Source organism: Rhizobium mesoamericanum STM3625, assembly GCF_000312665.1.
GTDB classification, from domain to species: domain Bacteria; phylum Pseudomonadota; class Alphaproteobacteria; order Rhizobiales; family Rhizobiaceae; genus Rhizobium; species Rhizobium mesoamericanum.
In genome coordinates this window covers 1,683,506-1,705,678 of record NZ_HF536772.1, presented here as the reverse complement: position 1 = coordinate 1,705,678, position 22,173 = coordinate 1,683,506, and the positions used below count along the sequence as shown (strand labels likewise).

Below are 22,173 nucleotides of genomic sequence, written 5' to 3'. Positions count from 1 at the left end.
ACGGCTCGGTCTACCGATAGCGGCGGGCTCGGCCGGAGGGCACCAATTGAACTGAAAGGTAGGTTCGAAATGACACGCAAACTTCTCACAACCGTTGCCGCTGGTGCTTTGTTTGCCACGGCTTTCGCACCGGCGGCATTCTCTCAGGGCGCAGCCCAGGCTCCGAACCCATCGGCCACGCAGGCCGCGCCAAGCAATCCGGCAGCTCCGCCGAAGGTTCCGGATGCAACGGCACCGATCCCGGCAGATAAGGCGGCTCAGGCTCCCGCGCCGGCCGCGACCAATACCGCACAGGCGGGCGGCCCATATCTAACCGAGCAGGCGGCTGATCAGGTGAGCGCGAATACGTATATTGGCCAATCGGTCTATAACGGTAAGAATGAAAGCATCGGAACCGTCAACGACCTGATCATGAAGAAGGATGGCGGTTTGGTCGCAGCGATCGTGGGTGTCGGCGGCTTCCTCGGAATCGGCGAGAAGGATGTGGCCGTTCCGATCAATAAGATCACCATCGCCCAGAACACGCAGGACGGCAGTGTCAAGCTTACCACCTCTGAAACAGCGGAATCGCTGAAGGCTGCCCCGGAGTTCAAGACACTTAAGATGCAGGCAGCAGAAAAGACCCCTGCGCCAGGTGGTACAACAGACACAACGGCCACGGGCTCTACAACGAACAAGTGACACTGCGGAGTGGGTTGTCATGCAACCGGTGGCGTCCGAAGGGGCGCCACTGGCGTTTCAAGCACTGGCACGATCCGAGCTATCATAATAGTTCTCATGCAGGAACCGCAGCGTGGCGATGCCATCGGCGGGCTTGCCGAAGTGATAGCCCTGCCCCATACCGCAGCCGAGCGAGCGCAGCTTGACCGCTTCCGAATAATCCTCGATCCCTTCCGCGACCACTTCCAGGTCCAGCCCCTCGCACATCGTGAGAATGGCCTTGATGATGTGCTCGGAGGCTCTATCGGAGTTGATCCGGGACACGAAGGCGCGATCGATCTTGATCTTGTCGAACATGAAATCCCGCAGGCGACCGAGGCTCGACTGACCCGTCCCGAAGTCGTCCAGCGAGATGCGGACACCAGCCTGGCGAAGATCGGCGATAATCCGGTTTGCCGTATCGGCCGAGCCCATCACCGCGGTCTCGGTGATCTCTAGTTCGAGTCGGTGCGGGTCGAACCCGACACGGCCGAGGATCGACAGGATGCTGCCGCTCGTGCCCGGATCCATTAACTGCGCTGAAGAGAGATTGAAGGAAAGAAAGAGTTCGCGTGGCCAGGAAAGTGCCGTTTCCGCCGCCTTGCGCAACAGTGCCTCCGACAGGGCGTCGATAAAGCCACGCTCTTCCGCGAGCGGAACGAAAACTCCAGGCGAAACGAAACCCAGATCCGGATCGTTCCAGCGTGCCAGGGCTTCGAAACCGACGACCTGATTGTTGGAGAGCGCAACGATCGGCTGAAAGTGCACGTCTATGGCATCGGAGATAATGGCATTGCGCAGCGCCTGTTCCAGTTGCGTCGCGCGTTTCATTTCCTGGGCGATTTCGCGCGAATAAACGGTGATCTGGCCACGGCCGCGGCGTTTTGAGCGGTAGAGCGCGGTCTCCGCACTTTTCAGTAGCTCCTCGAACTCCTCGCCAGCGAACGGATAGATCGAAAAACCAAACGACGCCGACAGTCTCACATTGCGATCGCCGAGATCATATGGCGCTGAGAGCACTTCGCGGATCATCTGGCCGAACTTCTCTGCGCTCGCCCGCTCGAATACCAGCGGCAGGACAAAGGCAAATTCATCGCCATCGTGACGCGTGACCAAGGCGCCGTCGGGGATGCAGGCCTTCAGGCGATGAGCGACCTGACAGAGAATTTCATCCCCCGCCGAAGAGCCGAAAAGATCGTTGATCGGTTTAAAAGAATCGAGATTGGCGATGCCAACGGTGAAGGGCGCAGGATCGCTCGCGCGTTCCGCAGCAATCTGAGCAATGCGGTCGCGCATACGGTAGCGGTTGCCGAGCCCGGTCAGTTGGTCGGTGTAGGCCATCGTCTGAGGTTCATTCTGACTTACGGGCACCAAAGGCATTTCAGCCGACATCATCATTCAGACCCAGACTGCACCAATGCGGGAAGGATGGCGGGCAAGTCTTAAGAATTCGATAGTGGATCGGCTGCGTTGAAACCGCAATTTGCCCCAAGATTTAGGGAGTTGACGAGCTTTGTTCGTCAAATAATGGCCCGTTGGATATCCTCGGCAAGGTACTTGCGAAAGATTCCCTGAAGAATATCGGGGCTCACCGGCTTCATGATCACATCGTCCATTCCGGCTTTTGCGCACTCAACTCGGTCACGCTCGAACGCCTGAGTAAGAACGCCGATGATCGGCGTTCTTGAACGGCCGCCTTCCTCGGTCTGGCGGATCAGCCGCGCCGCCTCAAAACCGTTGAAGCCCGGCAGCGATATATCCATCAGAATGATTTTCGGCTGGCGCTCGGTCCACAGCCGGATCGCTTCGTCACCACTTGGAGCGATCAGGTAGCGGTAGCCGAGACCCTCAAGGATCTGCGAGAAAACGATCTGATTAATGTCGTTGTCTTCGGCGACCAGCACGTCGAGCACGTTCACGTCGTCGACTGTGGTGATCTCCCAATCGGTGTCGAGGCCTTCGACGATCTGGCCGCGATTGTTGCGGTTGAAATGACGGGCGATCTGGAAGGTGAGTTCATTGGCGAGCTGAAAGCCGTCCATCACGAGTGCCGGGATGCCGTACTGCTCGGCGAGCTCGAGGCAACGCATGCCAAGCTGATTGTCGATCACGAGCAGGTCGAGCGAGATCCCGGACGAGGTCGCAATCTCTAGGAAGTGCTCTTCTTCATCCTCGCCACGAACCGAGCAGGCCTCGAAGCCGTATTTGGCGAGGGTGCGCAAGGCCGCTGCTTCGGCCACCACATCTAAGGTCACCACCAGGACTTTCCGACCCGAGAAGTTTTCCGGGACGATCGCCTCCATCGCGGCCGGTTGGCGGCGCTCGCCGCTGCCGCCCATGGGAACGTAGGCGCGCCGATAGGAATTCTTGCTCGATGTCGTGACCGCCGAAGCAACCCGGAACTCATCGAGATCGGCGCCGTCGCGCGGCAGGTCCTGCATGGTCGAAACGAGAAAATAGCGCCCCGGCTTGCCGATGCGGTGCTTGCGCGCGACAATGTCGCGTTCCACGCCATCGCGGGAGACCTGTCGCTGGCGGGAGATCGACATTTCGCCGGTCTCCAGTACGTGACGGTCACTTTCTTCGAAGCGTTTGGCAACCTCCTTGGAGAACAGGTCACCGCTCTTGCGGCCGAGCACTTCGTCAACCGTCGTCTGATACTTTTCGCAGAAGGCGATGTTAACGGCGACGTAATTGAGATTGCGGTCCTTAACGAAGAGCGGGAAAGGCAAGTTATCGAGGATATCCTCGGTCAGCTGTACACGCTCCAGATCAGAACGCCACTGTTCCTCACGCTTCTTCTCCTCGGAGATATCCTGGATCACCGAAACCCCGAAGCCGCTGGCGAGGCGACGCTTGCCGAAGCGAATCCAGCGATCCGTACCGTGCCGTTCGACAGCTTCGAAGCGTTCGCGCCAATGTGAGGCGATTTTCTGGGACAGCCAATCCTCGCGGCTCATCGCGGCCTGATTGCCAGGCGACTGTGTGCGGATGCCAGTGTCGTGGATCGCGCCGAGGAAGTCTCGTAAACGCGTACCCGGCTTCAGCATCGTCTCCGATATGGGAAAGAAATTGAGAACCTGGCGGCTGGCAAAAATCATGTGGTCGGTTTTGTCGTAGACAATGAATGCGGCGCCAAGGCTCTCGCACACCGCGTCGAACAGCGCCGTCTGCAGGCTGATATCAGCCGACATTTCGCTGCTTACAGATGATGTGTCCGCTTTTTCGAAGCCGGCACTCATTCCTACGCGTCCCACATCTGTCCGATTTAAACCCAATCCTCGGAAGTAAGCCGCAAAATGGCACCTTTGTCTTAAGGCGCGCTTAACGTTAAGCGGCCCGAATTGGAACGTGCAGAACACGGGATCGGCCCCGCTTTGGCACTTCCCTCGGCCCCGCGAATCCAAGAGAATGCGCTCATGGCCATCAGACAGCTTTCAGAAACGCTCATCAACCAAATCGCCGCCGGTGAAGTCATCGAACGACCGGCTAGTGCCGCCAAGGAACTGATCGAGAACGCCCTCGACGCGGGGGCGACGCGCATCGAGGTTGCGACATCGGGCGGCGGGAAGAGCCTGCTGCGGGTTTCGGACAATGGCTCCGGCATGGATCTTGCGGATCTAGAGCTTGCCGTACGCCGCCACTGTACCTCCAAGATATCAGACACGCTGGATGACATCCGCACCCTGGGCTTTCGCGGCGAAGCGCTGCCGTCGATCGGCTCGGTCGCGCGGCTCAGCATATCCAGCCGCCGCCGGGACAGCACTGGCGGCAATGAAATTGCCGTAGAAGGTGGCAGGATAACGCATCTTCGCCCCTCGCCCGGCAATCCGGGCACGGTCGTAGAGGTTCGCGATCTCTTCTTCGCCACGCCCGCGCGCCTGAAGTTTTTGAAGACGGAGAAGGCCGAGGCTGCGGCGATCACCGAGGTCGTCAAGCGGATGGCGATCGCGTTCCCACGCGTGCGATTCGTGCTGACAGGGACTGATCGCACGACGCTGGAGCTGCCGGCGACGGGCGACGATCATCTCGCGCGCATGGCGCAGATCCTCGGCAAGGACTTCCGCGACAATGCCATTGAGATCAATGCCGAGCGCGAAGGCATATCGCTGACCGGCTTTACCGGCGTGCCGACCTTCAATCGCGGCAACTCGGCCCACCAGTACGCTTTCGTCAACGGTCGTCCGGTGCAAGACAAGCTGATCCTCTCGGCGATCCGTGGCGCTTATGCCGAGACTATCCCAGCCGGACGCTATCCGGTTGCCGTTTTATCAATCACGCTCGACCCCGTTCTTGTCGATGTCAACGTGCACCCGGCCAAATCGGACGTGCGCTTCCGCGACCCGCAGTTGGTGCGTGGCCTGATCGTCGGGGCCGTACGCGAGGCACTGGCGCGTGACGGCAGCCGGGCGGCGACGACTGGCGCCGACGGAATGCTGCGCTCCTTTCGGCCTGGTTTCCAGCCGAGTGCCCAGCGGCCACAAGAGCCCTGGTCGGCGGCGACATCTCCGTCGCGCCCGTTCTATCAAGCAGCAAGCAGCGGCTTCGGCGAACGACTGCAGGCCTCCTTCGATGGACTTGCGACCCCGACAGCCCGCAGCGACACCACCCCAACCTCCAGAACGCCGGTTGCCCCGGAAGAGCCGCCGCAACGCTATCCGCTGGGCGCCGCCCGGGCGCAGATCCACGAAAACTACATCGTCGCACAGACCGACGACGGCCTGGTCATCGTCGATCAGCACGCCGCACATGAACGTCTGGTCTTTGAGGCGATGCGCAAGGCGTTGCACTCGAAGCGGCTCGCCTCGCAGGTTCTCCTTATCCCCGAAATCATCGATCTGCCTGAAGAGGATTGCGATCGGCTGATGCAGTTTGCCGCCGAGCTTGGCGTTCTCGGACTGGCGATCGAACGCTTCGGCCCGGGCGCGATCGCGGTGCGTGAGACACCTGCCATGCTTGGAGAGGTGGACGCGGCGGGGCTTGTCCAACAGCTCGCGGACGAAATTGCCGAATGGGATACGGCGTCCGGCCTTTCCGCCAAACTGGAATATGTGGCCGCGACCATGGCCTGCCATGGGTCTGTGCGTTCGGGACGACGGCTGCGGCCTGACGAAATGAACGCGCTGCTGCGCCAGATGGAAGTCACCCCCGGATCCGGTCAGTGCAATCACGGACGGCCGACTTACATCGAGCTTAAGCTTTCGGATATCGAACGGCTGTTCGGCCGTAGCTGAAAAAAGCTGGCAAAGGCGGCTGCAGCGCGTTATGGCAGGACTATGACACCCTGCAAGGATTGGAGCGCATGAACTTGTTCGAAGGAAATGGAAACCGCGAGGCGCAGATACGCTATCTCGATGCGGATTTTCAAATCCTGTCGCCGGGCTCTTACGTCGTATGTGCAATTACCGGCAAGCAGATTCCCCTGGACGAGCTGCGCTACTGGAGCGTAGCGCGCCAGGAACCTTATGCAGATGCCGTTGCCTCACTTGAGGCGGACAAGCGCGCTGGCGTCCTGCCTAACCAGAAGCGTTGAACACCAGCACCTTAAGCTTTCTGCTTAGGCGTTCCGCCCTTCCTTCAAACGCCGCTCGCGGCAAGCATTGATCGCGAGGCCGATGATCAACCCTGGTGCCATTGCATCAGCGAAGGCCATCTCCACCTCGATCACACGGCATTTCGCTGCAAGCTCCTCAGCTTTGCCATGATGGCCGGCGAGGCGGACGAAATCCTTGGACGTCGTCACGATCTGAAGGCTCTCACGCTCTGCGGTCAATAGAATGTCATCGATCTCGTCATCGGTCAGATGCTCGTGGTCGCCGAATGAACGGCGAGCAGCGATATGCGCGCCGACGGATTCGACCGTACGATAGAATTTCGACGGATCGGCAATGCCAGCAAAGGCCAGCACGTTGCGGCCAGAAAGATCGGCGCTATCGCACACTTTCAGCGAGGCTGTGAAATAGGGCTTGGCGGCGCGCGCGGCGACCCGAACAATGTTATCGGCGGCCTCGCCCCCTCCAACCTTCAGAAGGGCCGTCGCGTAGCGCAACTGCTGGCGAATGGGCGCGCGCACGGGGCCGCCCGGAACGATATGGCCGTTGCCTAGGCCGCGCGTGGAATCGATGACCAGCAATGCATAGTCGATCGTCAGCCGGGCGCTCTGGAAGCCGTCATCCATGATGATGAGGTCCACACCCTCATTGACGAGGCGCTGAGCGCCTTCAACCCGGCGCCGGGAAATCACGGTCAGAGCTTCGCGGGCGAGAAGCAGAGGCTCGTCGCCGACTGCAAGGGCGCGGTGATGAGCCGGATCGACGACGGTGGTGACATCGAGCGAACCGCCATAACCGCGGCTGAGGAAGCCGGGCTTCAATCCCTTTGCCTTTGCCGCACGGGCAATCGTCAGCGCCGTCGGCGTCTTGCCGGCACCGCCGACAGTGAAATTGCCGACGCAGATAACGGGCACGGGAACCGAGGCGCGCTTCGCATTGGCCATGCGATGGCCGGCGATGCGCCCATATAGGAAGGAAATCGGATAAAGCGTCCAGGCACGCCAATCGGCTTTCGACCACCAAAACGGCGGCGCTTCGGATACCATTCTTCCCGTCCTGCCCTTTGGACGCCGAGCATCATGCTGGCGGTTCTTGTCCTTAACCGGGCGAAAGGAGAGGGCAATTTTCAAGAAAAAGCAAGCCCTTGGTCAATCAGGCAAGCTGAAGAACGGGTAGTAGGCCCTCAAGCTCGGTGATGTCGTTCAGGCAGTAGTCCGACGCAGCGGTGAGTGATTCCCGCGATCCAGTGCCGGTGAGCACGGCGACGGTGACGCCGACCTTGGCGTTTCGACCCATATGCAGGTCGTGGTTATTGTCACCAACCACGGCGACCTCGGAGGGATCGAGGCCTGTCGCAGCGCAGAAACCAAGCACCATTCCGGGTTCCGGCTTGGTGCCGAAGCCGCTGTCGTATCCAGCCACGTAATCGATGAAGGGTGCAAAGCCAAAACGCTGGGCAGTCTGTGTGATCGAACGCTCGTTGTCGCTCGAGGCAACGCCGAGGCGAAAGCCACGGGCATGCAGGCGACCGAAGAAGGCGGCGAGATCCGTCACCGCAACGGAAAACGCGGCGGCGTGTGAAAAAAGAGCGTCCAGCTTGATCGTTAACTCGACCAAGTCAAGCTTCGAGCCGGCCTCGATCAGCCCTTCGGAAATTTGGCGCGTGTTGCCAGCCGCAAGCAAGCTATCGGGAACGATATGTCCAGTGACAGGATCCATACCGCAAGCGAGTAGCAGCCGGTCTGCAAGTTCCGTATCGCCCTCAGAAGCGATGCGTGCCAGTTCGCGGTTCACCGGCAGCCAGCTCGCGTCATAATCCAGAAGCGTGCCATCCTTGTCGAAGAGTATCCCTTTGATCGTCTTCATATTCGCCCTTGCCCTCAGCGCTGCACGACCGCCTTCGGCAGCAGTCTCGCCTTCACCGTCAGCGGATTGATGTAGGGCTCCAAACCCTTGACAGTCGCCGTCAGCGCGCCACGCATTTCTTGCACGGCGCCGGCCCCGGCCTCGATCATGTTGCGGCGTGCGCCGTCGTTGGTGAGCAAATAATGGACGCCCTTTGCGAGCATCTCCGTGTCGCGGACCATGCGAGCGCTGCCGCGCCGCGCCAGCTTCTGATAGGCTTCGCGAAAATTTTGCACGTTGCTCCCCGACAGGACCGCGCAACCGAGCATCGCCGGCTCCAACGGGTTCTGGCCACCTTCGGCAAACAGCGAGCGACCGACGAAGGCGATCTCGGTCAAGCGCAGGTAGAGGCCCATTTCGCCGATCGTATCTCCGAGGAATACATCGACGTCGGGAGCAAGCGCATCGCCCCGTGTTCGGCGTGCAACCTTGAGGCCCTGCTTGACGAGTTCGGTTTCGATTTCATCGGCGCGCTCAGGATGGCGCGGAACGATGATCGTCAATTGCCCGTTTCGCTCCTTCAGCGCGCGATGGACGATTCCTGCGGCCTTTTCCTCACCCTCGAAGGTCGAGATTGCCGCCCAGGTCTTGCGGGCGCCAAGCTGCTTTTTGTAGCCAGCGAACACGGCTGCGTCATAGGGCGGCGCGTCTGTATCGACCTTCAGATTGCCCGACATCATGACGTGGCGCGCGCCAAGATCGCGGAACCGCTCCGCGTCGACATCCGATTGGGCAATGACGAGCGCAAGGTTTTCGAACAGAGCCTCCGCAAGTGCCGGTCGCCGGCTCCATCGCGCGAAGGACCGGTCCGACATGCGCGCGTTGACGAGGATCTGCGGAATGCGGCGGCGGCCGAGTTCCATTAGGGTCGCCGGCCAGATTTCGGATTCCGCAATCAGAGCGCAATCCGGCTGCCAGTATTCGAGAAAGCGGCTGACCGCCGGCTTCAGGTCGAGCGGCACGTACTGGTGGATCGCCTCGTTGCCGATGCGCTCAGCGGCAAGCTTTGCCGAAGTGATTGTTCCCGTCGTCAGAATGACATGGATATCACGGCGGCGAATTTCACGGATCAGCGGAATGACGGCATTCGTTTCGCCGACGCTCGCGGCATGAAACCAGACAAGCGGCCCGGCCGGACGGTCGGCGCTGGCATAGCCTGAGCGCTCCAAACGGCGCGCACGGTCTTCCTTGCCCTTGGCCGCCCGATAGGCGAGGTAACCGCCGACAAAAGGGGTCAGCAACATTCCCGTCGCCTGGTAGGCGCTCAGCGCAAACCGCGCCATGCGACCACTCATCTGCCAATTCTCCGATCACAAACGATCGACATCAACCCGTTCCCAATTCCCAAGTGTTGTTGCGGCCTGCAATGACCGATCAGTTTGTCCAGAATGCGTCCGGCAATCGATCGGTGACGGCTCTCGATGAATCGTGACCGCGGGAAAGTTACTGGGCAGACTTGCTTTCCGGGTCCAGCAAACGGTGCATGTGGACGATGAAATATCGCATATGTGCATTATCCACAGTCGACTGAGCCTTTGCCTTCCAGGCGGTCAATGCCGTGGCATAGTCCGGAAAAATGCCTACGATATCGAGGTCCCTGAGGTCCCTGAACTGAACATCGTCCAAGCTTTCCAATTCGCCGCCAAATACGAGATGCAAGAGCTGCTTTTTGTTGCCGGATTCCGTCATTTTCTTCTCTTTCTGCTCTGTTCTCCTCCGCCGCTTCATCTGAGGGATTTTGACGAAAACGTCAACTGCCTCGACGTTCACCAATCCCGGTTAATAGATCAGAGAGTCGCGGCGCAGCGGCGGCGCAAAGTTCGTCGTGGCTGACCTTGACGCGGTTATAGAGCGGCGCGTCACCCTGGAGATCAACAAGCCGGCCGCCAGCCCGCTCGAGTATCAAATCGGCCGCGGCGAGGTCCCAATCATGTGAATTGTGCTTGATGAAGGTGCCGTCGATCTGCCCGTCGGCGACCATCGCAATGCGGTAAGCAAGGGACGGGACGTGCCTGACCCGCTCAATGCGATGCTTGAGCGCCTCCGGAAATGCCTTGAGCACGTCCTCGGCTATCGCAAAACGCCCAGGTGCATCGAGCGGTGTCGTCGATACGGTTATCGGCTGACCATTCTTCAAGGCCACGCCGCCCTCGACCGCTTCGTAGAGTTCCTGCAAGGCAGGAGCGTAGAGAACCCCGGCGACCGGCCGCCCGTGGCGCACGACCGCAACACTGACGCACCACAATTCCAGACCAGCTAGGAATGCTCGCGTGCCATCGATAGGGTCGATGATGAACAGCGTGTCCCGTGAAAGCCGATTGCCGTCGTCTTCGGTTTCTTCGGAAAGCCAGCCATAGTCCGGCCGGGCGGCCCGCAGAATGGATTCAAGCTTCTGGTTGGCCGCGAAATCGGCGGCACTAACGGGCGATCGTCCCTCGTGCTTCCACCAGACTTCTGGCGACCGGTTGAAATAACCGAGTGCAACATCGCCGGCTTGCCTGGCAGCATCCGCGATCAGTTCCAGATCGCTCCGCCAGAGGGCTGTCTTCACGTCGCTCATTCGGCAATCCAATCTATCAGCGCCCGGCGAGCGTCATTCCTTCGATCGCAAGCGTCGGAGCGGCGACACCGAACTTGCGGTCGATGTCGTTTGCAGGCGTGACCCGCATGAACATGTCCTTGAGATTCGAAGCGATCGTCACTTCGGACACAGCAAAGGTCAGTTCGCCATTCTCGATCCAGAAGCCGGTCGCACCGCGGCTATACTCGCCGGTGATCATGTTGACGCCCTGGCCGATCAGCTCGGTCACGTAGAAGCCAGTGCCGACGCTGCGGATCAGATCCTCCGGCGAGATATCGCCGGGTTCCAGCGCGAGATTCGTCGCAGCCGGCGTCACCGAATTGCCACCGCGCACGCCGCGGCCGTTGGTTTCCATGCCGATTTCGCGGGCCGTCGAGGTGGAGAGGAACCAATGCTTGAGGATACCGTCCTCGATCATCAGCAATCGCTCCCCGGATACGCCCTCGCCATCGAAGGGGCGCGATGACGGGCCGCGGACGATCAGCGGATCGTCCGAGATCGAAAGTCCCGATCTCAATACCTGCTGACCCATCTTGTCGCGCAGGAAGCTCGTCTTACGCGCCACAGACGCGCCATTGATCGCCCCTGCGATGTGCCCAACGAAGCCACGTGCGACGCGGGGATCAAAAACGACGGTGATGTCCTTGGCCGTATCCACCTGGCGCGGATTGATGCGCTTGACCGTGCGTTCGCCTGCCCTGCGGCCGATGTCGGCGGCGTTATCCAGTTCGCCAAAATAGAGGCGGCTATCGAAATCATAATCGCGCTCCATGGCCGTGCCTTCGCCCGCGATGACGCTCACTGATCGGCCAAAGCGCGAGCCCATGTAGCTGCCTTCAAAACCATGGGAGGTCACGAGCACAAGGCCGCCCATTCCGGCCGAAGCCCCGGCGCCAGACGAATTGGTAACGCCACTGACGGCAAGGGCCGCAGCTTCCGCCTCAAGCGCGGCTTCACGAAGCTGGTCGGATGACACCTCGGTGGTGTCGAGAAGCTGAAGATCCGGATAGGACTTCGCGAGTTTGTCCTCGTCCGCCAGACAGGCGAATGGGTCTTCCGGTGATACCTTGGCCATCGCGACAGCCCGTTCGGCCAGCGCAGAAAGATCGAAGCCTGGATTTGCGGAGACGCTGGCAACCCGCTTGCCAATGAAAACGCGCAGCGAGAAATCATCGCTTTCCGACGATTCCGTTCCCTCGACCTTACCGAGGCGCACGCTGACAGATTGCGATCGCGAGCGCACGACCACCGCATCTGCGGCGTCGGCCCCAGCCTTCTTTGCCAGATCGATCAGTTGGCTTGCGCGGGAAAGAAGCGTCGAGGAGTCGATTTCTGAGGACATGATTTGGCCTTTCCTTCGCGTTCCATTTATTGTGCACTACCAAAAGCATCAAGGCCGCGCACATCGATTCTTTTGCCGTCGCTTGCATGCCTCCCCGCATTTGAAAGAGACACGCCTGATGTCAGAGCCTAATACTCTTTTCACCGAGACGATCCTGCTGCTCGGTGGCGCCGTAGTTTCGGCACCGATCTTCAAGCGACTTGGGCTCGGAACCGTGCTCGGCTATCTCGCTGCCGGCGTCGTGATCGGCCCGATCTTTCACGGGTTGACCGATGGCGAGCAGATCCTCGACGTTGCCGAACTCGGTGTCGTTTTCCTGCTGTTCATCATAGGGCTGGAGCTGAAGCCTTCGCGCCTCTGGCAGATGCGGCGCGACATTTTCGGGCTCGGAACCGCGCAGGTGGTGGCGACCGGTCTTGTGCTTACACTGCTGACCTATTTTTCCGGAATTCTGGATTGGCGCGGCAGCATCGTTGCGGGTTTCGGGCTTGCTCTCTCCTCCACCGCATTTGCGATGCAGATCCTCGAAGACGAAGGCGATGTGAACACCCGCTACGGGCAACGCTCCTTCTCAATGCTGCTTTTCCAAGATCTTGCGATCGTGCCGTTGCTGGCTCTCATCAGTATTCTTGACGGTGGCAAGGGCAGTGGAGCGCCTCTGCTTGACTTCGCGGTCGCCATTGCGGCGGTCGCTGCGATGATCGTCATGGGGCGCTATCTGCTCACGCCGCTCTTTCAGATCATCGCCCGCACAGGTGCCAGAGAGGCAATGATTGCCGCCGCCCTCTTTGTTGTGATGGGGTCGGCGAGCCTGATGCAGCTTGCCGGATTGTCGATGGCGATGGGCGCCTTCCTTTCCGGCGTAATGCTTGCTGAGTCCTCCTATCGCCACGAATTGGAAGCCGATATCGAGCCCTTCCGTGGTGTTTTGCTCGCTATCTTCTTCATCGCGGTCGGCCTGTCGATTGAACTGGAAGTGCTCAGAGACAACGGTCTTTTCATTGTCGTAGCCGTGCCCGTCATCATGACCGCGAAGGCTCTCGTGATCTATATTCTCTGCCGCGCAACAGGCTCGCCGCACGACGATGCTATCAGGATCGCTTTCCTCCTGCCGCAAGGCGGCGAATTCGGCTTTGTGCTGTTTACCGCCGCCGGTGTTGCCGGACTGATGCCGACAAGCACCGCCTCACTGCTGATCGCCATCGTCACCCTTTCGATGGCGCTCACCCCGATCGGAACGATGCTGGCCAAGCGTCTCCTTTCAGGCAAAGAGGAGGAACAGCTGGACGAGGATTTTGAAGGCGCAGGCGCGGATGTGCTGATGGTCGGCTTCTCGCGTTTCGGGCAGATCGCTGCCCAGATCCTGCTCGCCGGCGGGCGCGCCGTAACCGTCATCGACTTTTCGGCCGATCGCATCCGACAGGCTTCCTCCTTCGGTTTCCGGATCTACTTTGGCGACGGCACACGCAAGGACGTGCTCAGGGCCGCCGGCATCGACCGCGCCAAGATCGTCGTCGTCTGCACGCAGAAGCGTGAGATTACCGACAAGATCGTCGAGCTGGTGCAGGCGGACTATCCACATGCCAAGCTCTTCGTGCGCTCCTACGACCGCATCCACTCGATCGCGCTGCGCAACCTCAACGTCGACTATGAACTGCGCGAAACTCTGGAGTCCGGTCTGCTGTTTGGCCGACGCACGCTCGAGGCATTGGGTGTCGGCGAGGCGGAGGCCTACGAGATCGGCGAGGATATCCGCAAGCGCGACGAGGCCCGCCTGGTCCTCCAGGTCACGGAAGGACTGCAGGCCGGCCGCGACATGCTTTTCTCCCAGCCGGTCAAACCGGAGCCGCTTGTCAAGCCAAAGCGCGCCGCGAACTTCGACGAGGACCCGCTGGCGGGCACTGCAGAAGTTACAGCCGACGCTTAGAGCGGTTTAGACTTTGGTATAGCTGCGCGCGCAGACGGTAAAAGGCGACCTCTACCGGACGGGCGGAAGCTCAGAACCGAAGTCAAGCTTGGATGGCTCCACAAGCTGTTCGGCACTGATCGCTTTTTTCACCTTCCTCGCGGCGGTCACGACAGTATCAATTGCTGTGCTGGACTGGTTGCGTTACCTAAACGACAAAATGGGCGATCGCAGTGGCCTTCCTGAGATACGCCGGTAATTGGCTACATCCCCTAGTTGCCAATGCCGTCGATTTGAGGGAGTATCCGGCGTTGGCCGCTGAGGCCCGTGCAGTCTTCGATGATAGGACAATGCCATGCCTCCACGCTGTCTTTTAGCCACCGTCGCCATCGCGCTCCTTGCACTTTCCGGGTGCACAACCACCGGCTCGGGCGCGGGGAATACCACCTACGCAACCCCCGCAGGGATTGGCCCGGTTCGTGGCGCCGGCATTAACGGCTACTAGTTTTGTGCAAAGCCTCTAAGGGCCGATCCGCGCTTCGATCTCGCGATCGAGCGCGTATTTCAGTTCGTCCTTGATGCCGACTGACATGGACAGGACTTGGCGCGCTTTGAGGAAGTCCATCACGCCGATCCGCCCAACGGGTGGGCGCAGGAAGATGTGCGGCGCCTGTAGGCGCAACTTCAGGGAAATCGCGGTCTGCATCATCAACTGCCCGGACCCGAAGATGCTTTCCATCCGGTTCGGAATATGGGTGCCATCGCCTTCCGGTGCGCCGACGACGTCGATGCCTATGACGATGTCGGCCCGGTCCATGAGGCATTCGTAAGGCACGGGATTGCTGATGCCACCGTCGATCATCACCCGCCCTTGCAGCCGCACCGGCATAAAGACGGCTGGGATCGCCGACGAAGCGGCCAGCGCCGGGAACAGCGCGCCATGGCTCGTCAACACCTCGCACTGGTCATAGTAGTCGGTTGCCGTCACGATCATCGGAATCGGCAGGTCCTCGAAACGATCCGGCAGATCGGCGGGAAGGAAAGCTTTCAGGATCCGTTCGAGGTTAAACTGTCCAATGCGCACGCCGTTTGCTACGGCATCGCGCACGGTCTGCGGGCGTAGGCCCCAAAGGCGGCTCACGACCGCGGCCTTGTTGCCAACGGTCATCATGACGTGCTCGCGGATCGCATCGCCCGTCATCCCGGCCGCCATTCCTGCGCCCATGATCGAGCCAATCGAGGAGCCCGCAATCGCGACGGGTCGAATGCCGAGCTCATCCAGCGTTTCGATGATGTGGATGTGCGACAGGCCGCGCGCGCCGCCGCCGCCGAAGGCAACTGCGACCGTGGGTGTCGAACAGCCCGAGGCGTTGCGGGAGGCAGGCAACTCGGTCTCGATCTTCTCTGCCTGCTGCACCGCTCCCCCCGATTTCCGCCGCCTATTCAGGTTGATAACGGAAGAAATGAACCTTCGTGTCGCCGAATATCCGGCTTTCCAGGAAAAGATAGGAAGGGTCGATCGAAACGGCAACGTCCGCGCGTTCCTCAAGCACCGCGATTGCGCCGGGTTGCAGCCAGCCGCCCTTGGCGGCGGCGGCCATGGCCTTTTCGCCAAGGCCCTTGCCATAGGGCGGATCGGCAAACAGCATCTGGAACGGCTCGAGGTTGCCGACGCTGCCGAGATCGGTCGCATCGCGCCTTAGGATGCGCGTCCTGCCATGCAGGCCGAGCGCATCGATGTTTTCCCAAAGCAAGCCCCTGCCCTCGACGCTGTTTTCGACAAACAGCGCGTGGCGACAACCTCGGGAAACAGCTTCGAGCCCGACCGCGCCGGTGCCGGCAAAGAGATCCAGGACCCGGGTGCTATCGATGCATTCCGGATAGGCGTGGCTTAGAATATTGAACAAGCTCTCACGCGTCCGGTCGGCAGTCGGCCGGATGTCGCTTGACTTTGGTACGGCAAGCGGCCGTCCGCGAAACTCACCGCCGACGATCCGCACCGCGCGTCATTCCCTTTCCTTTCGGTCCACTCCGCGACGGCCCGCCCGAAGGCTTGCCACCGCCGCCCTGCCTGTCGCCCTTCGGCTTGCCTGAGAAAGACTTGCCGGCGCCCGGCTTACCGCCGCCGAAGCTCTTGCCGCGCGGCTTGTCGCCAAAGGACTTGCCAGCCGGACGCTCCGAACGGGCCTCGCCTGAGAAGCTCTTGGCGCGTGGGCGCTCATCTCCCTCTGCGCGAGGACGCCGATCGGCACGTGGCTTGTCCCCGAACGGGCGGTCGCCACGCGGAGGACGGTCTCCGAACGGGCGGTCACCACGAGCCGGACGATCCCCGAACGAACGCGGACGCTCGTCGCCCTCTTCGCGCGGCTTGCGATCGCTGCGAGGGCGGTCGGAGAACGGGCGCTCGCCGCGCGAAGGGTGGTCGCCATGCGGCCTGTCGCCGCGCGCCGGACGGTCACGAAACGAGCGGTCACCGCGAGCCGGACGATCCCCGAAGGAGCGCTTGCGGCCGAAGCCGTCATCGCCTTCATCCTTGGACTTGCGGACGATCTCACTGGATCGGATCCATTCGCCCTCGTCATCGCTCGCGCGATTTATCTGAACACGGGGGCGGTCGTCGCCGTAGTGAGAATGTTCGGGCTTGGCAGTATTAGGGGTCTCGCCACGTCGGCGGGCGGTCTTCGCGTTCTTTTCCGCCTTGGCTGCTGCCTTCTCGCCGAGCGGGCGGGCGCCGGGGGCCATCCAGACATTGGCGTTACGGCGGCTGCCGAGCGCGGGGCGCTTCGGACGATCATCGTCATTGCGGCCACCATCGCGACGGTCATCGTGGCGATCCTCACGCTTGGTGTCTAGGCGGCTCAGCGCCCGCTCGCGCTTGTCTTCCGGCTTGCGGAGGCGCTCGCGGCGCTCCGGCTTCGCTTCAGGTTCCTCCTCAGCCGCAACAGCCGGCGAGTTGTAGATCGGCGCGTCGAAATTGGCCTTCGCATCCTCGATCAGGCGCGGGCCCAGCTGGTCACGCAAAGTGCGGCCGCGAACTTCGACCACATCCCGCTCCGGCAGGTCGCCGAGCTGGAACGGACCATAGGAAATGCGGATCAGACGATTGACGTCGAGGCCGAGGGCGCCGAGCACGTTCTTGATTTCGCGGTTCTTGCCTTCCCGCAGGCCCATGGTGAGCCAGACGTTCGAGCCCTGTGTACGGTCGAGGGTCGCTTCGATCGAGCCATAAAGGACGCCATCCACGGCAATGCCATCCTTGAGCTTGTCGAGCGCCTCCTGGTCGATCTCGCCGTGGGCGCGTACGCGGTAGCGGCGCAGCCAGCCGGTCGTCGGCAATTCCAGCGCGCGGGCAAGGCCCCCATCGTTGGTCAAAAGCAACAGGCCTTCGGTGTTGATGTCGAGACGGCCAATCGACATGACGCGCGGCAGATCATCCGGCAGGTTGTCGAAAACAGTGGGGCGTCCTTCCGGATCCACGTTTGTCGTCACCAGGCCGGCTGGCTTGTGATAGAGCCACAGCCTGGTGCGTTCGATGCCACGGATCGGAATGCCGTCCACTTCGATCCTGTCCGTCAACGTCACGTTGACGACGGGGGTCTCGAGGAGCTTGCCGTTCAGCTTGACGCGGCCGTCCATGATCATGCGCTCGATATCGCGACGCGATGCGACGCCGGCGCGCGCCATCACCTTCGAGATGCGCTCGGCCTTGGCGTCACCTTCGGCAAGGCTGCTCGCCTCAGTCTTGACGAGTGCCTTTGCGGGCTTGCCACCGAACTTCGGGCCGGCATTGCGCGGAGATGGCTTACCGCCTGGCCGTTTTGGCTTGTCTTTGAATGTCATTTGTTGTTTGCCTGCCTTTTGGGGCCTTCCTATCAGGTCGCGCCCCTGCGGTTAAGTGGAAATTGTCGGATCGTGAAGACAAATCAATTTATGGAGCTGGCGCTCGACCAGGCCCGCGCCGCCGGCGAACGCGGTGAGGTACCGATCGGAGCGGTTCTCGCGATTGACGGTGCCGTGGTTGCGGCATCCGGCAATCGCACGCGCGAGCTCAACGATGTCACAGCTCACGCTGAAATCGCCGCCATTCGCATGGCCTGCGAGGCGCTGGGTCAGGAACGACTGACCGGCGCCGACCTTTATGTGACGCTGGAACCGTGTACGATGTGCGCGGCCGCCATTTCCTTTGCGCGCATTCGCAGGCTCTATTACGGCGCAGAAGACCCGAAGGGTGGTGCCGTCGACAATGGCGTGCGCTTCTATAGGCAGCCCACCTGCCACCACGCCCCGGAGGTGTATTCCGGTCTGCGGGAGACAACATCCGCCGATATCCTTCGAACGTTCTTCGCGCAGAAGCGTGATGTGCCATGACATCGCTCGTAATCTTCGCGCTGTCGGCGCCAGCCTTGCTGGCGGGATGCTTGTTGACACGTGGTCAAAAGCAAAGCGGGGCTGACAGCCCCGCTTGAAATCTTACTGGAGGAGGTTCCACCACTGATTGCCGGTACCGGCAATCGCAGCTTCCTTCTTCTTCTTCTTCGCCTTCTTCAGTTCCGGCTCGCCGAGATCGTCGAGCTTGGCCGGATCGTCGACCTGGCGGTATTCGGTCGGTGGATCCGAGATGTAGCGGCGATCGGTATAGGAGCCCTTCTGGATAGCGCGAGCCTCGCGATAGGCCTTGGTCTGGGCTTCGGTCGTTTGCCGGCCACCTTCAACTTTGTCACTTGCGAGCGGCGAGCGGTAGTTGGGGTTGTCGCTGTTTTCGTCAGCTTCCTTAACCAGGCGCGCACGGGTTTCTTCCGGGGATTCGATCCACTGCGGATTTTCCTTGCTGGCAATGCTCTGCTGCGGCTCGACGAGGTTTTCCTTGTCACCTGCCGACGGCAGCACGAGACCCGGGCGGGCGCTGTATTTGACACCTTTGTTTTTCGGCCCGTCGCCAGTCAGGGAAACGGACTGACCAAGGTCGTCGGTCAACTGCTCCATTGCGGTCTTGTCCGTTCCGTAGCGGGGGCTTCCCACGCAGCCGGAAATCATCGAGCCGCCTGTCACAGCAACCGTCAGGCAGACGCCCATACGGAACCAACGCGTTGATAACATGAAAACCCTTCCAGCCATGCCGGTGCAATCATCGCCCTACGGACAATCGTCCCCCTGACGCAAAAATCCGGCCATTTTCAGGCAGCTTTTACCGGATGAACCGCGATTGTGCAATTCACCCGGTAATATTCTTCAGTTTTGCACCGCTAGTTCGCGCAACGCGGCCGCATCGCGGGCCGAGACGTCGGGATACTCGGGGTCAGAGCCGACATCCGTCGTGATCCGCCAGGACCGGGCGCATTTGATGCCTTCGGCCAATTTCGGCTCGACGCTGACACCCGATACCTCCGGCAGACGAAACGCCTCGGCGGGCCCTTCCCTGCCATCGATAACAATGCCAGACGTGATGCAGATTTCCTCAAAGTCCTGGCCCTCCAGCGCCTTCAGAAGCTCCGCATCAGTGACGTGAACGACGGGGGCAGCCTCCAGCGAGGAGCCCATGCGCTTGTCCTTGCGCTCGATTTCCAGAGCGCCGGTGACGACCGTACGAACGGCGCGGATCTTCTTCCATTTCTCGGCAAGAGCGTCGTTCTTCCATTCCGCCGGAATGGAAGGGAACTGCTCGAGGTGAACCGAGAGGGCTGAAGGATTGCGCGACAGCCAGGCCTCTTCGGTCGTGAAGGGCAACATCGGCGCCAGCCATGTCACCATGCATTCGAAGATGTTGCGGATGACATGAAGGGCCGAACGACGGCGCAGGCTCGACGGCGCATCGCAGTAGAGCGCATCCTTGCGGACGTCGAAATAGAAGGCCGAGAGCTCGACGTTGGCGAAATCGATCAGCGCGCGAGCAATCTTCTTAAAGTCGAACGCGTCATAGCTCTCGCGGACGAGTTGTTCGAGTTCGGCCAGCCGGTGCAGCATCAATCGCTCGAGCTCCGGCAGATCGGCAAGTGCGATGACTTCGCCTTTGTCGTGAGCCAGCGTGCCGAGCATCCAGCGAATGGTGTTGCGCAGCTTTCGATAGGCATCGATGTTCGTCTGGATGATCGTCTTGCCGACACGCAGATCCTCGGCGTAGTCGGACGTCATCACCCAAAGGCGTAGGATATCGGCGCCTGCGTCCTTCATGATTTCCTGCGGAGATGTCACGTTGCCTTTCGACTTCGACATCTTCTCGCCTTTCTCGTCCATGGTGAAGCCATGGGTGAGAACAGCATTATAGGGCGCCCGGCCACGGGTTGCGGCGGATTCCAGCAGCGACGAATGGAACCAGCCGCGGTGCTGGTCGGACCCTTCAAGGTAAAGGTCGGCCGGCCATTTAAGATCCGGGCGGTCTTCAAGCGTGAAGGTGTGCGTCGAGCCCGAGTCGAACCAGACGTCGAGGATGTCCATGACCTGGGTCCAGGGCTCGTTTGCCTTCTCACCTAGGAAGCGCTCGCGCGCGCCATCCGCGAACCAGGCATCAGCACCCTCCTTCTCGAAGGCTTCCAGGATTCGTTCGTTCACGGCATCGTCCTGCAGGATACCGCCGTCGTCATCAACGAAGAGGCAGATCGGCACGCCCCAGGCGCGCTGACGCGAGAGCACCCAATCCGGACGCTGTTCGATCATGGCGCGTAGGCGGTTCTGGCCGGCGGCAGGTACGAAGCGGGTTGCGTCGATTGCGCCCAGGGCGCGCGAGCGCAGCGTCGTGCCGTCACCGAGTTCCTTGTCCATGTAGACGAACCACTGCGGCGTATTGCGGAAGATGACGGGCTTCTTCGAACGCCAGGAGTGCGGATACGAGTGCTTGAGGCGACCCCGTGCAAACAGCGCATGGCGACCGATCAGCGCCTTGATGACCCGTTCGTTGGCATCGCCTTTCTTGCCCTTATCATCGATGACGCGAGCAGCACCGCCCTCGGCATCCGGGCCGAAACCAGGCGCGTCAGTCGTGAAGAACCCAGCATCGTCGACCGGGAACGGGATCGCCGACGAGATGTGGCGCTCTTCCAGCAAACGGAGGTTGGCCATCCAGGCGTCAAAGTCTTCGCGCCCGTGGCTCGGCGCAGTGTGGACGAAGCCGGTGCCCGTCTCATCGGTGACATGGTCGCCGTCGAGGAGCGGCACTTCGAAGTGGTAGCCGCCGCCAAGCCCGTGCAGGGGGTGCGCGCAGGTGATCGAGGCGAATTCCGCCGCTGCGACATCGCGGACAAACTTGAGGGTCACCTTCGCCTTGGCAGCCGACTCTTCGGCGAGGCGCTTGGCGAAGATCAGCCGTTCACCGGGTTGCGGTCCGAAGTCATTCTCAGCCGTCTCAATATCATAGAGGCCATAGCCGTAGCGCGAGGAATAAGCGATGGCGCGATTGCCCGGGATCGTCCACGGCGTTGTTGTCCAGATCACGACGAAGGCGCCCTTGAGATCGCTGGAGCCTTCGACGATCGGGAACTTCACCCAGATCATGTCGCTTTCGACATCAGCGTATTCGACCTCGGCTTCGGCGAGCGCCGTGCGCTCGACGACCGACCACATGATCGGCTTGGAGCCGCGATAGAGTTGGCCGGATTTGGCGATCTTCAGCAATTCGCCGGCGATGCGCGATTCCGCATGGAAGTTCATCGTCGTGTACGGATTGTCGAAGTCACCTTCGATGCCGAGGCGCTTGAACTCCTCCGACTGCACCTTGATCCAGTCAGCAGCAAAGTCGCGGCATTCCCGACGGAATTCGTTGACCGGAACCTCGTCCTTGTTCTTGCCTTTCTCGCGGTACTTCTCCTCGATCTTCCATTCGATCGGAAGGCCATGGCAGTCCCACCCGGGGACGTAGTTGGCGTCGTAACCGCGCATCTGAAACGAGCGGTTGATGACGTCCTTGAGGATCTTGTTCAACGCGTGCCCGATATGGATGTTGCCGTTCGCATAAGGCGGGCCGTCGTGAAGCACGAACTTCTCGCGGCCAGCAGCGGAAGCGCGCAGCTTCTTGTAGAGACCCATCTGCTGCCAGCGGGCAACGGTCTCCGGCTCCTTCTGTGGCAGGCCGGCGCGCATCGGGAAGTCCGTTTCCGGTAGATAGAGGGTCTTAGAGTAGTCGATTTTTTCGGCTGTATCGGTCATGTCTAGCAATCGTCTCTAGGCGCCACGGAAGTGGGCGCAACGGGCTTGAAAA

19 protein-coding genes are annotated in these 22,173 nt (G+C 60.9%); 6 read left to right on the top strand and 13 right to left on the bottom strand.

The genetic code is table 11. The features are described 5' to 3' along the window. Positions 1-69 precede the first annotated feature (69 nt). Entirely contained in the window at positions 70-681 is a 612-nt protein-coding gene (locus BN77_RS08260; RefSeq protein ID WP_007530439.1) for a PRC-barrel domain-containing protein, read from the top strand. A 57-nt stretch (positions 682-738) separates the two neighbouring features. On the opposite strand, the gene BN77_RS08255 is transcribed toward BN77_RS08260, so the two are convergent. Together BN77_RS08255 and BN77_RS08250 are read right to left on the bottom strand one after the other, a co-directional pair. Then, the gene (locus tag BN77_RS08255; protein WP_040676901.1) at positions 739-2,097 is read right to left on the bottom strand and encodes a putative bifunctional diguanylate cyclase/phosphodiesterase; all 1,359 of its coding nucleotides are present in this window, start codon (positions 2,095-2,097) and stop codon (positions 739-741) included. A gap of 122 nt (positions 2,098-2,219) precedes the next feature. Continuing rightward, positions 2,220-3,941, bottom strand: coding sequence for a response regulator (locus tag BN77_RS08250; RefSeq protein WP_007530435.1), 1,722 nt, complete (start codon positions 3,939-3,941; stop codon positions 2,220-2,222). 177 nt (positions 3,942-4,118) lie between these two features. Here BN77_RS08250 and mutL point away from each other — a divergent pair, with 177 nt between their 5' ends. Together mutL and BN77_RS08240 are read left to right on the top strand one after the other, a co-directional pair. After that, positions 4,119-5,933, top strand: coding sequence for a DNA mismatch repair endonuclease MutL (mutL, locus tag BN77_RS08245; protein ID WP_007530433.1), 1,815 nt, complete (start codon positions 4,119-4,121; stop codon positions 5,931-5,933). A 68-nt stretch (positions 5,934-6,001) separates the two neighbouring features. Further along, positions 6,002-6,232, top strand: coding sequence for a DUF2093 domain-containing protein (locus BN77_RS08240; RefSeq protein WP_007530431.1), 231 nt, complete (start codon positions 6,002-6,004; stop codon positions 6,230-6,232). A 24-nt stretch (positions 6,233-6,256) separates the two neighbouring features. Here BN77_RS08240 and lpxK read toward each other — a convergent pair whose 3' ends face one another. The 6 genes from lpxK to BN77_RS08210 all read right to left on the bottom strand — a co-directional run bounded on the left by lpxK (position 6,257) and on the right by BN77_RS08210 (position 12,079). Beyond that, entirely contained in the window at positions 6,257-7,297 is a 1,041-nt protein-coding gene (lpxK, locus tag BN77_RS08235; RefSeq protein ID WP_007530429.1) for a tetraacyldisaccharide 4'-kinase, read from the bottom strand. A 106-nt stretch (positions 7,298-7,403) separates the two neighbouring features. Beyond that, positions 7,404-8,117, bottom strand: a complete 714-nt coding sequence (locus tag BN77_RS08230) for an HAD family hydrolase (protein WP_007530427.1) — start codon at positions 8,115-8,117, stop codon at positions 7,404-7,406. A 14-nt stretch (positions 8,118-8,131) separates the two neighbouring features. Beyond that, positions 8,132-9,451, bottom strand: a complete 1,320-nt coding sequence (waaA, locus tag BN77_RS08225) for a lipid IV(A) 3-deoxy-D-manno-octulosonic acid transferase (RefSeq protein WP_007530425.1) — start codon at positions 9,449-9,451, stop codon at positions 8,132-8,134. Positions 9,452-9,599: 148 nt separating this feature from the next. Further along, the gene (locus BN77_RS08220; RefSeq protein WP_007530422.1) at positions 9,600-9,845 is read right to left on the bottom strand and encodes a DUF4170 domain-containing protein; all 246 of its coding nucleotides are present in this window, start codon (positions 9,843-9,845) and stop codon (positions 9,600-9,602) included. Positions 9,846-9,906: 61 nt separating this feature from the next. Continuing rightward, a complete protein-coding gene (locus BN77_RS08215) occupies positions 9,907-10,716 on the bottom strand; it encodes a 3'(2'),5'-bisphosphate nucleotidase CysQ (protein ID WP_007530419.1) in 810 nt (269 codons plus the stop codon). 16 nt (positions 10,717-10,732) lie between these two features. Then, a complete protein-coding gene (locus BN77_RS08210; RefSeq protein WP_007530417.1) occupies positions 10,733-12,079 on the bottom strand; it encodes a TldD/PmbA family protein in 1,347 nt (448 codons plus the stop codon). Positions 12,080-12,197: 118 nt separating this feature from the next. Between BN77_RS08210 and BN77_RS08205 the strand changes: the two genes are divergently transcribed. Both BN77_RS08205 and BN77_RS34375 read left to right on the top strand, forming a co-directional pair. After that, positions 12,198-14,006 carry a monovalent cation:proton antiporter-2 (CPA2) family protein gene (locus BN77_RS08205; RefSeq protein ID WP_007530415.1) on the top strand — a complete coding sequence of 603 codons (1,809 nt, stop codon included), beginning with the start codon at positions 12,198-12,200 and terminating at the stop codon, positions 14,004-14,006. A 334-nt stretch (positions 14,007-14,340) separates the two neighbouring features. After that, on the top strand, positions 14,341-14,490 hold the full coding sequence (locus tag BN77_RS34375) for a hypothetical protein (protein ID WP_202902608.1): 150 nt from the start codon (positions 14,341-14,343) through the stop codon (positions 14,488-14,490). 15 nt (positions 14,491-14,505) lie between these two features. Here the strand turns inward: BN77_RS34375 and BN77_RS08200 are convergent, their stop codons facing one another. Genes BN77_RS08200 through BN77_RS08190 form a run of 3 tightly spaced genes read right to left on the bottom strand, consistent with a single transcriptional unit; the run spans position 14,506 to position 17,825 of the window. Continuing rightward, entirely contained in the window at positions 14,506-15,402 is an 897-nt protein-coding gene (locus BN77_RS08200) for a patatin-like phospholipase family protein (protein ID WP_007530413.1), read from the bottom strand. Positions 15,403-15,424: 22 nt separating this feature from the next. Continuing rightward, on the bottom strand, positions 15,425-15,985 hold the full coding sequence (gene rsmD, locus BN77_RS08195; RefSeq protein ID WP_007530410.1) for a 16S rRNA (guanine(966)-N(2))-methyltransferase RsmD: 561 nt from the start codon (positions 15,983-15,985) through the stop codon (positions 15,425-15,427). Then, positions 15,966-17,825, bottom strand: coding sequence for a pseudouridine synthase (locus tag BN77_RS08190; RefSeq protein WP_007530408.1), 1,860 nt, complete (start codon positions 17,823-17,825; stop codon positions 15,966-15,968). Before BN77_RS08190 ends, rsmD begins: the two co-directional genes overlap by 20 nt. Before the next feature lie 90 nt (positions 17,826-17,915). Here BN77_RS08190 and BN77_RS08185 point away from each other — a divergent pair, with 90 nt between their 5' ends. Beyond that, a complete protein-coding gene (locus BN77_RS08185; RefSeq protein ID WP_007530406.1) occupies positions 17,916-18,353 on the top strand; it encodes a nucleoside deaminase in 438 nt (145 codons plus the stop codon). A gap of 102 nt (positions 18,354-18,455) precedes the next feature. On the opposite strand, the gene BN77_RS08180 is transcribed toward BN77_RS08185, so the two are convergent. Both BN77_RS08180 and ileS read right to left on the bottom strand, forming a co-directional pair. Continuing rightward, positions 18,456-19,082 (bottom strand): hypothetical protein, encoded by a 627-nt coding sequence (locus tag BN77_RS08180; protein ID WP_040676900.1) that lies wholly within the window; start codon positions 19,080-19,082, stop codon positions 18,456-18,458. A gap of 132 nt (positions 19,083-19,214) precedes the next feature. Further along, complete coding sequence (gene ileS / locus BN77_RS08175; protein ID WP_007530402.1) at positions 19,215-22,121, bottom strand: isoleucine--tRNA ligase; 2,907 nt, start codon at positions 22,119-22,121, stop codon at positions 19,215-19,217. Positions 22,122-22,173 lie beyond the last annotated feature (52 nt).

Excerpts from the sequence above, each read along its gene's own strand:
- BN77_RS34375 (WP_202902608.1), top strand. The coding sequence starts at position 14,341 with ATGCCTCCACGCTGTCTTTTAGCCACCGTCGCCATCGCGCTCCTTGCA.
- BN77_RS08255 (WP_040676901.1), bottom strand. The coding sequence starts at position 2,097 with ATGATGATGTCGGCTGAAATGCCTTTGGTGCCCGTAAGTCAGAATGAA.
- BN77_RS08190 (WP_007530408.1), bottom strand. The coding sequence starts at position 17,825 with ATGACATTCAAAGACAAGCCAAAACGGCCAGGCGGTAAGCCATCTCCG.
- BN77_RS08205 (WP_007530415.1), top strand. The coding sequence starts at position 12,198 with ATGTCAGAGCCTAATACTCTTTTCACCGAGACGATCCTGCTGCTCGGT.
- BN77_RS08220 (WP_007530422.1), bottom strand. The coding sequence starts at position 9,845 with ATGACGGAATCCGGCAACAAAAAGCAGCTCTTGCATCTCGTATTTGGC.
- mutL (WP_007530433.1), top strand. The coding sequence starts at position 4,119 with ATGGCCATCAGACAGCTTTCAGAAACGCTCATCAACCAAATCGCCGCC.
- BN77_RS08180 (WP_040676900.1), bottom strand. The coding sequence starts at position 19,082 with ATGTTATCAACGCGTTGGTTCCGTATGGGCGTCTGCCTGACGGTTGCT.
- BN77_RS08215 (WP_007530419.1), bottom strand. The coding sequence starts at position 10,716 with ATGAGCGACGTGAAGACAGCCCTCTGGCGGAGCGATCTGGAACTGATC.
- BN77_RS08260 (WP_007530439.1), top strand. The coding sequence starts at position 70 with ATGACACGCAAACTTCTCACAACCGTTGCCGCTGGTGCTTTGTTTGCC.
- ileS (WP_007530402.1), bottom strand. The coding sequence starts at position 22,121 with ATGACCGATACAGCCGAAAAAATCGACTACTCTAAGACCCTCTATCTA.
- BN77_RS08240 (WP_007530431.1), top strand. The coding sequence starts at position 6,002 with ATGAACTTGTTCGAAGGAAATGGAAACCGCGAGGCGCAGATACGCTAT.
- BN77_RS08185 (WP_007530406.1), top strand. The coding sequence starts at position 17,916 with ATGGAGCTGGCGCTCGACCAGGCCCGCGCCGCCGGCGAACGCGGTGAG.
- BN77_RS08210 (WP_007530417.1), bottom strand. The coding sequence starts at position 12,079 with ATGTCCTCAGAAATCGACTCCTCGACGCTTCTTTCCCGCGCAAGCCAA.
- waaA (WP_007530425.1), bottom strand. The coding sequence starts at position 9,451 with ATGAGTGGTCGCATGGCGCGGTTTGCGCTGAGCGCCTACCAGGCGACG.
- BN77_RS08250 (WP_007530435.1), bottom strand. The coding sequence starts at position 3,941 with ATGAGTGCCGGCTTCGAAAAAGCGGACACATCATCTGTAAGCAGCGAA.
- BN77_RS08230 (WP_007530427.1), bottom strand. The coding sequence starts at position 8,117 with ATGAAGACGATCAAAGGGATACTCTTCGACAAGGATGGCACGCTTCTG.
- lpxK (WP_007530429.1), bottom strand. The coding sequence starts at position 7,297 with ATGGTATCCGAAGCGCCGCCGTTTTGGTGGTCGAAAGCCGATTGGCGT.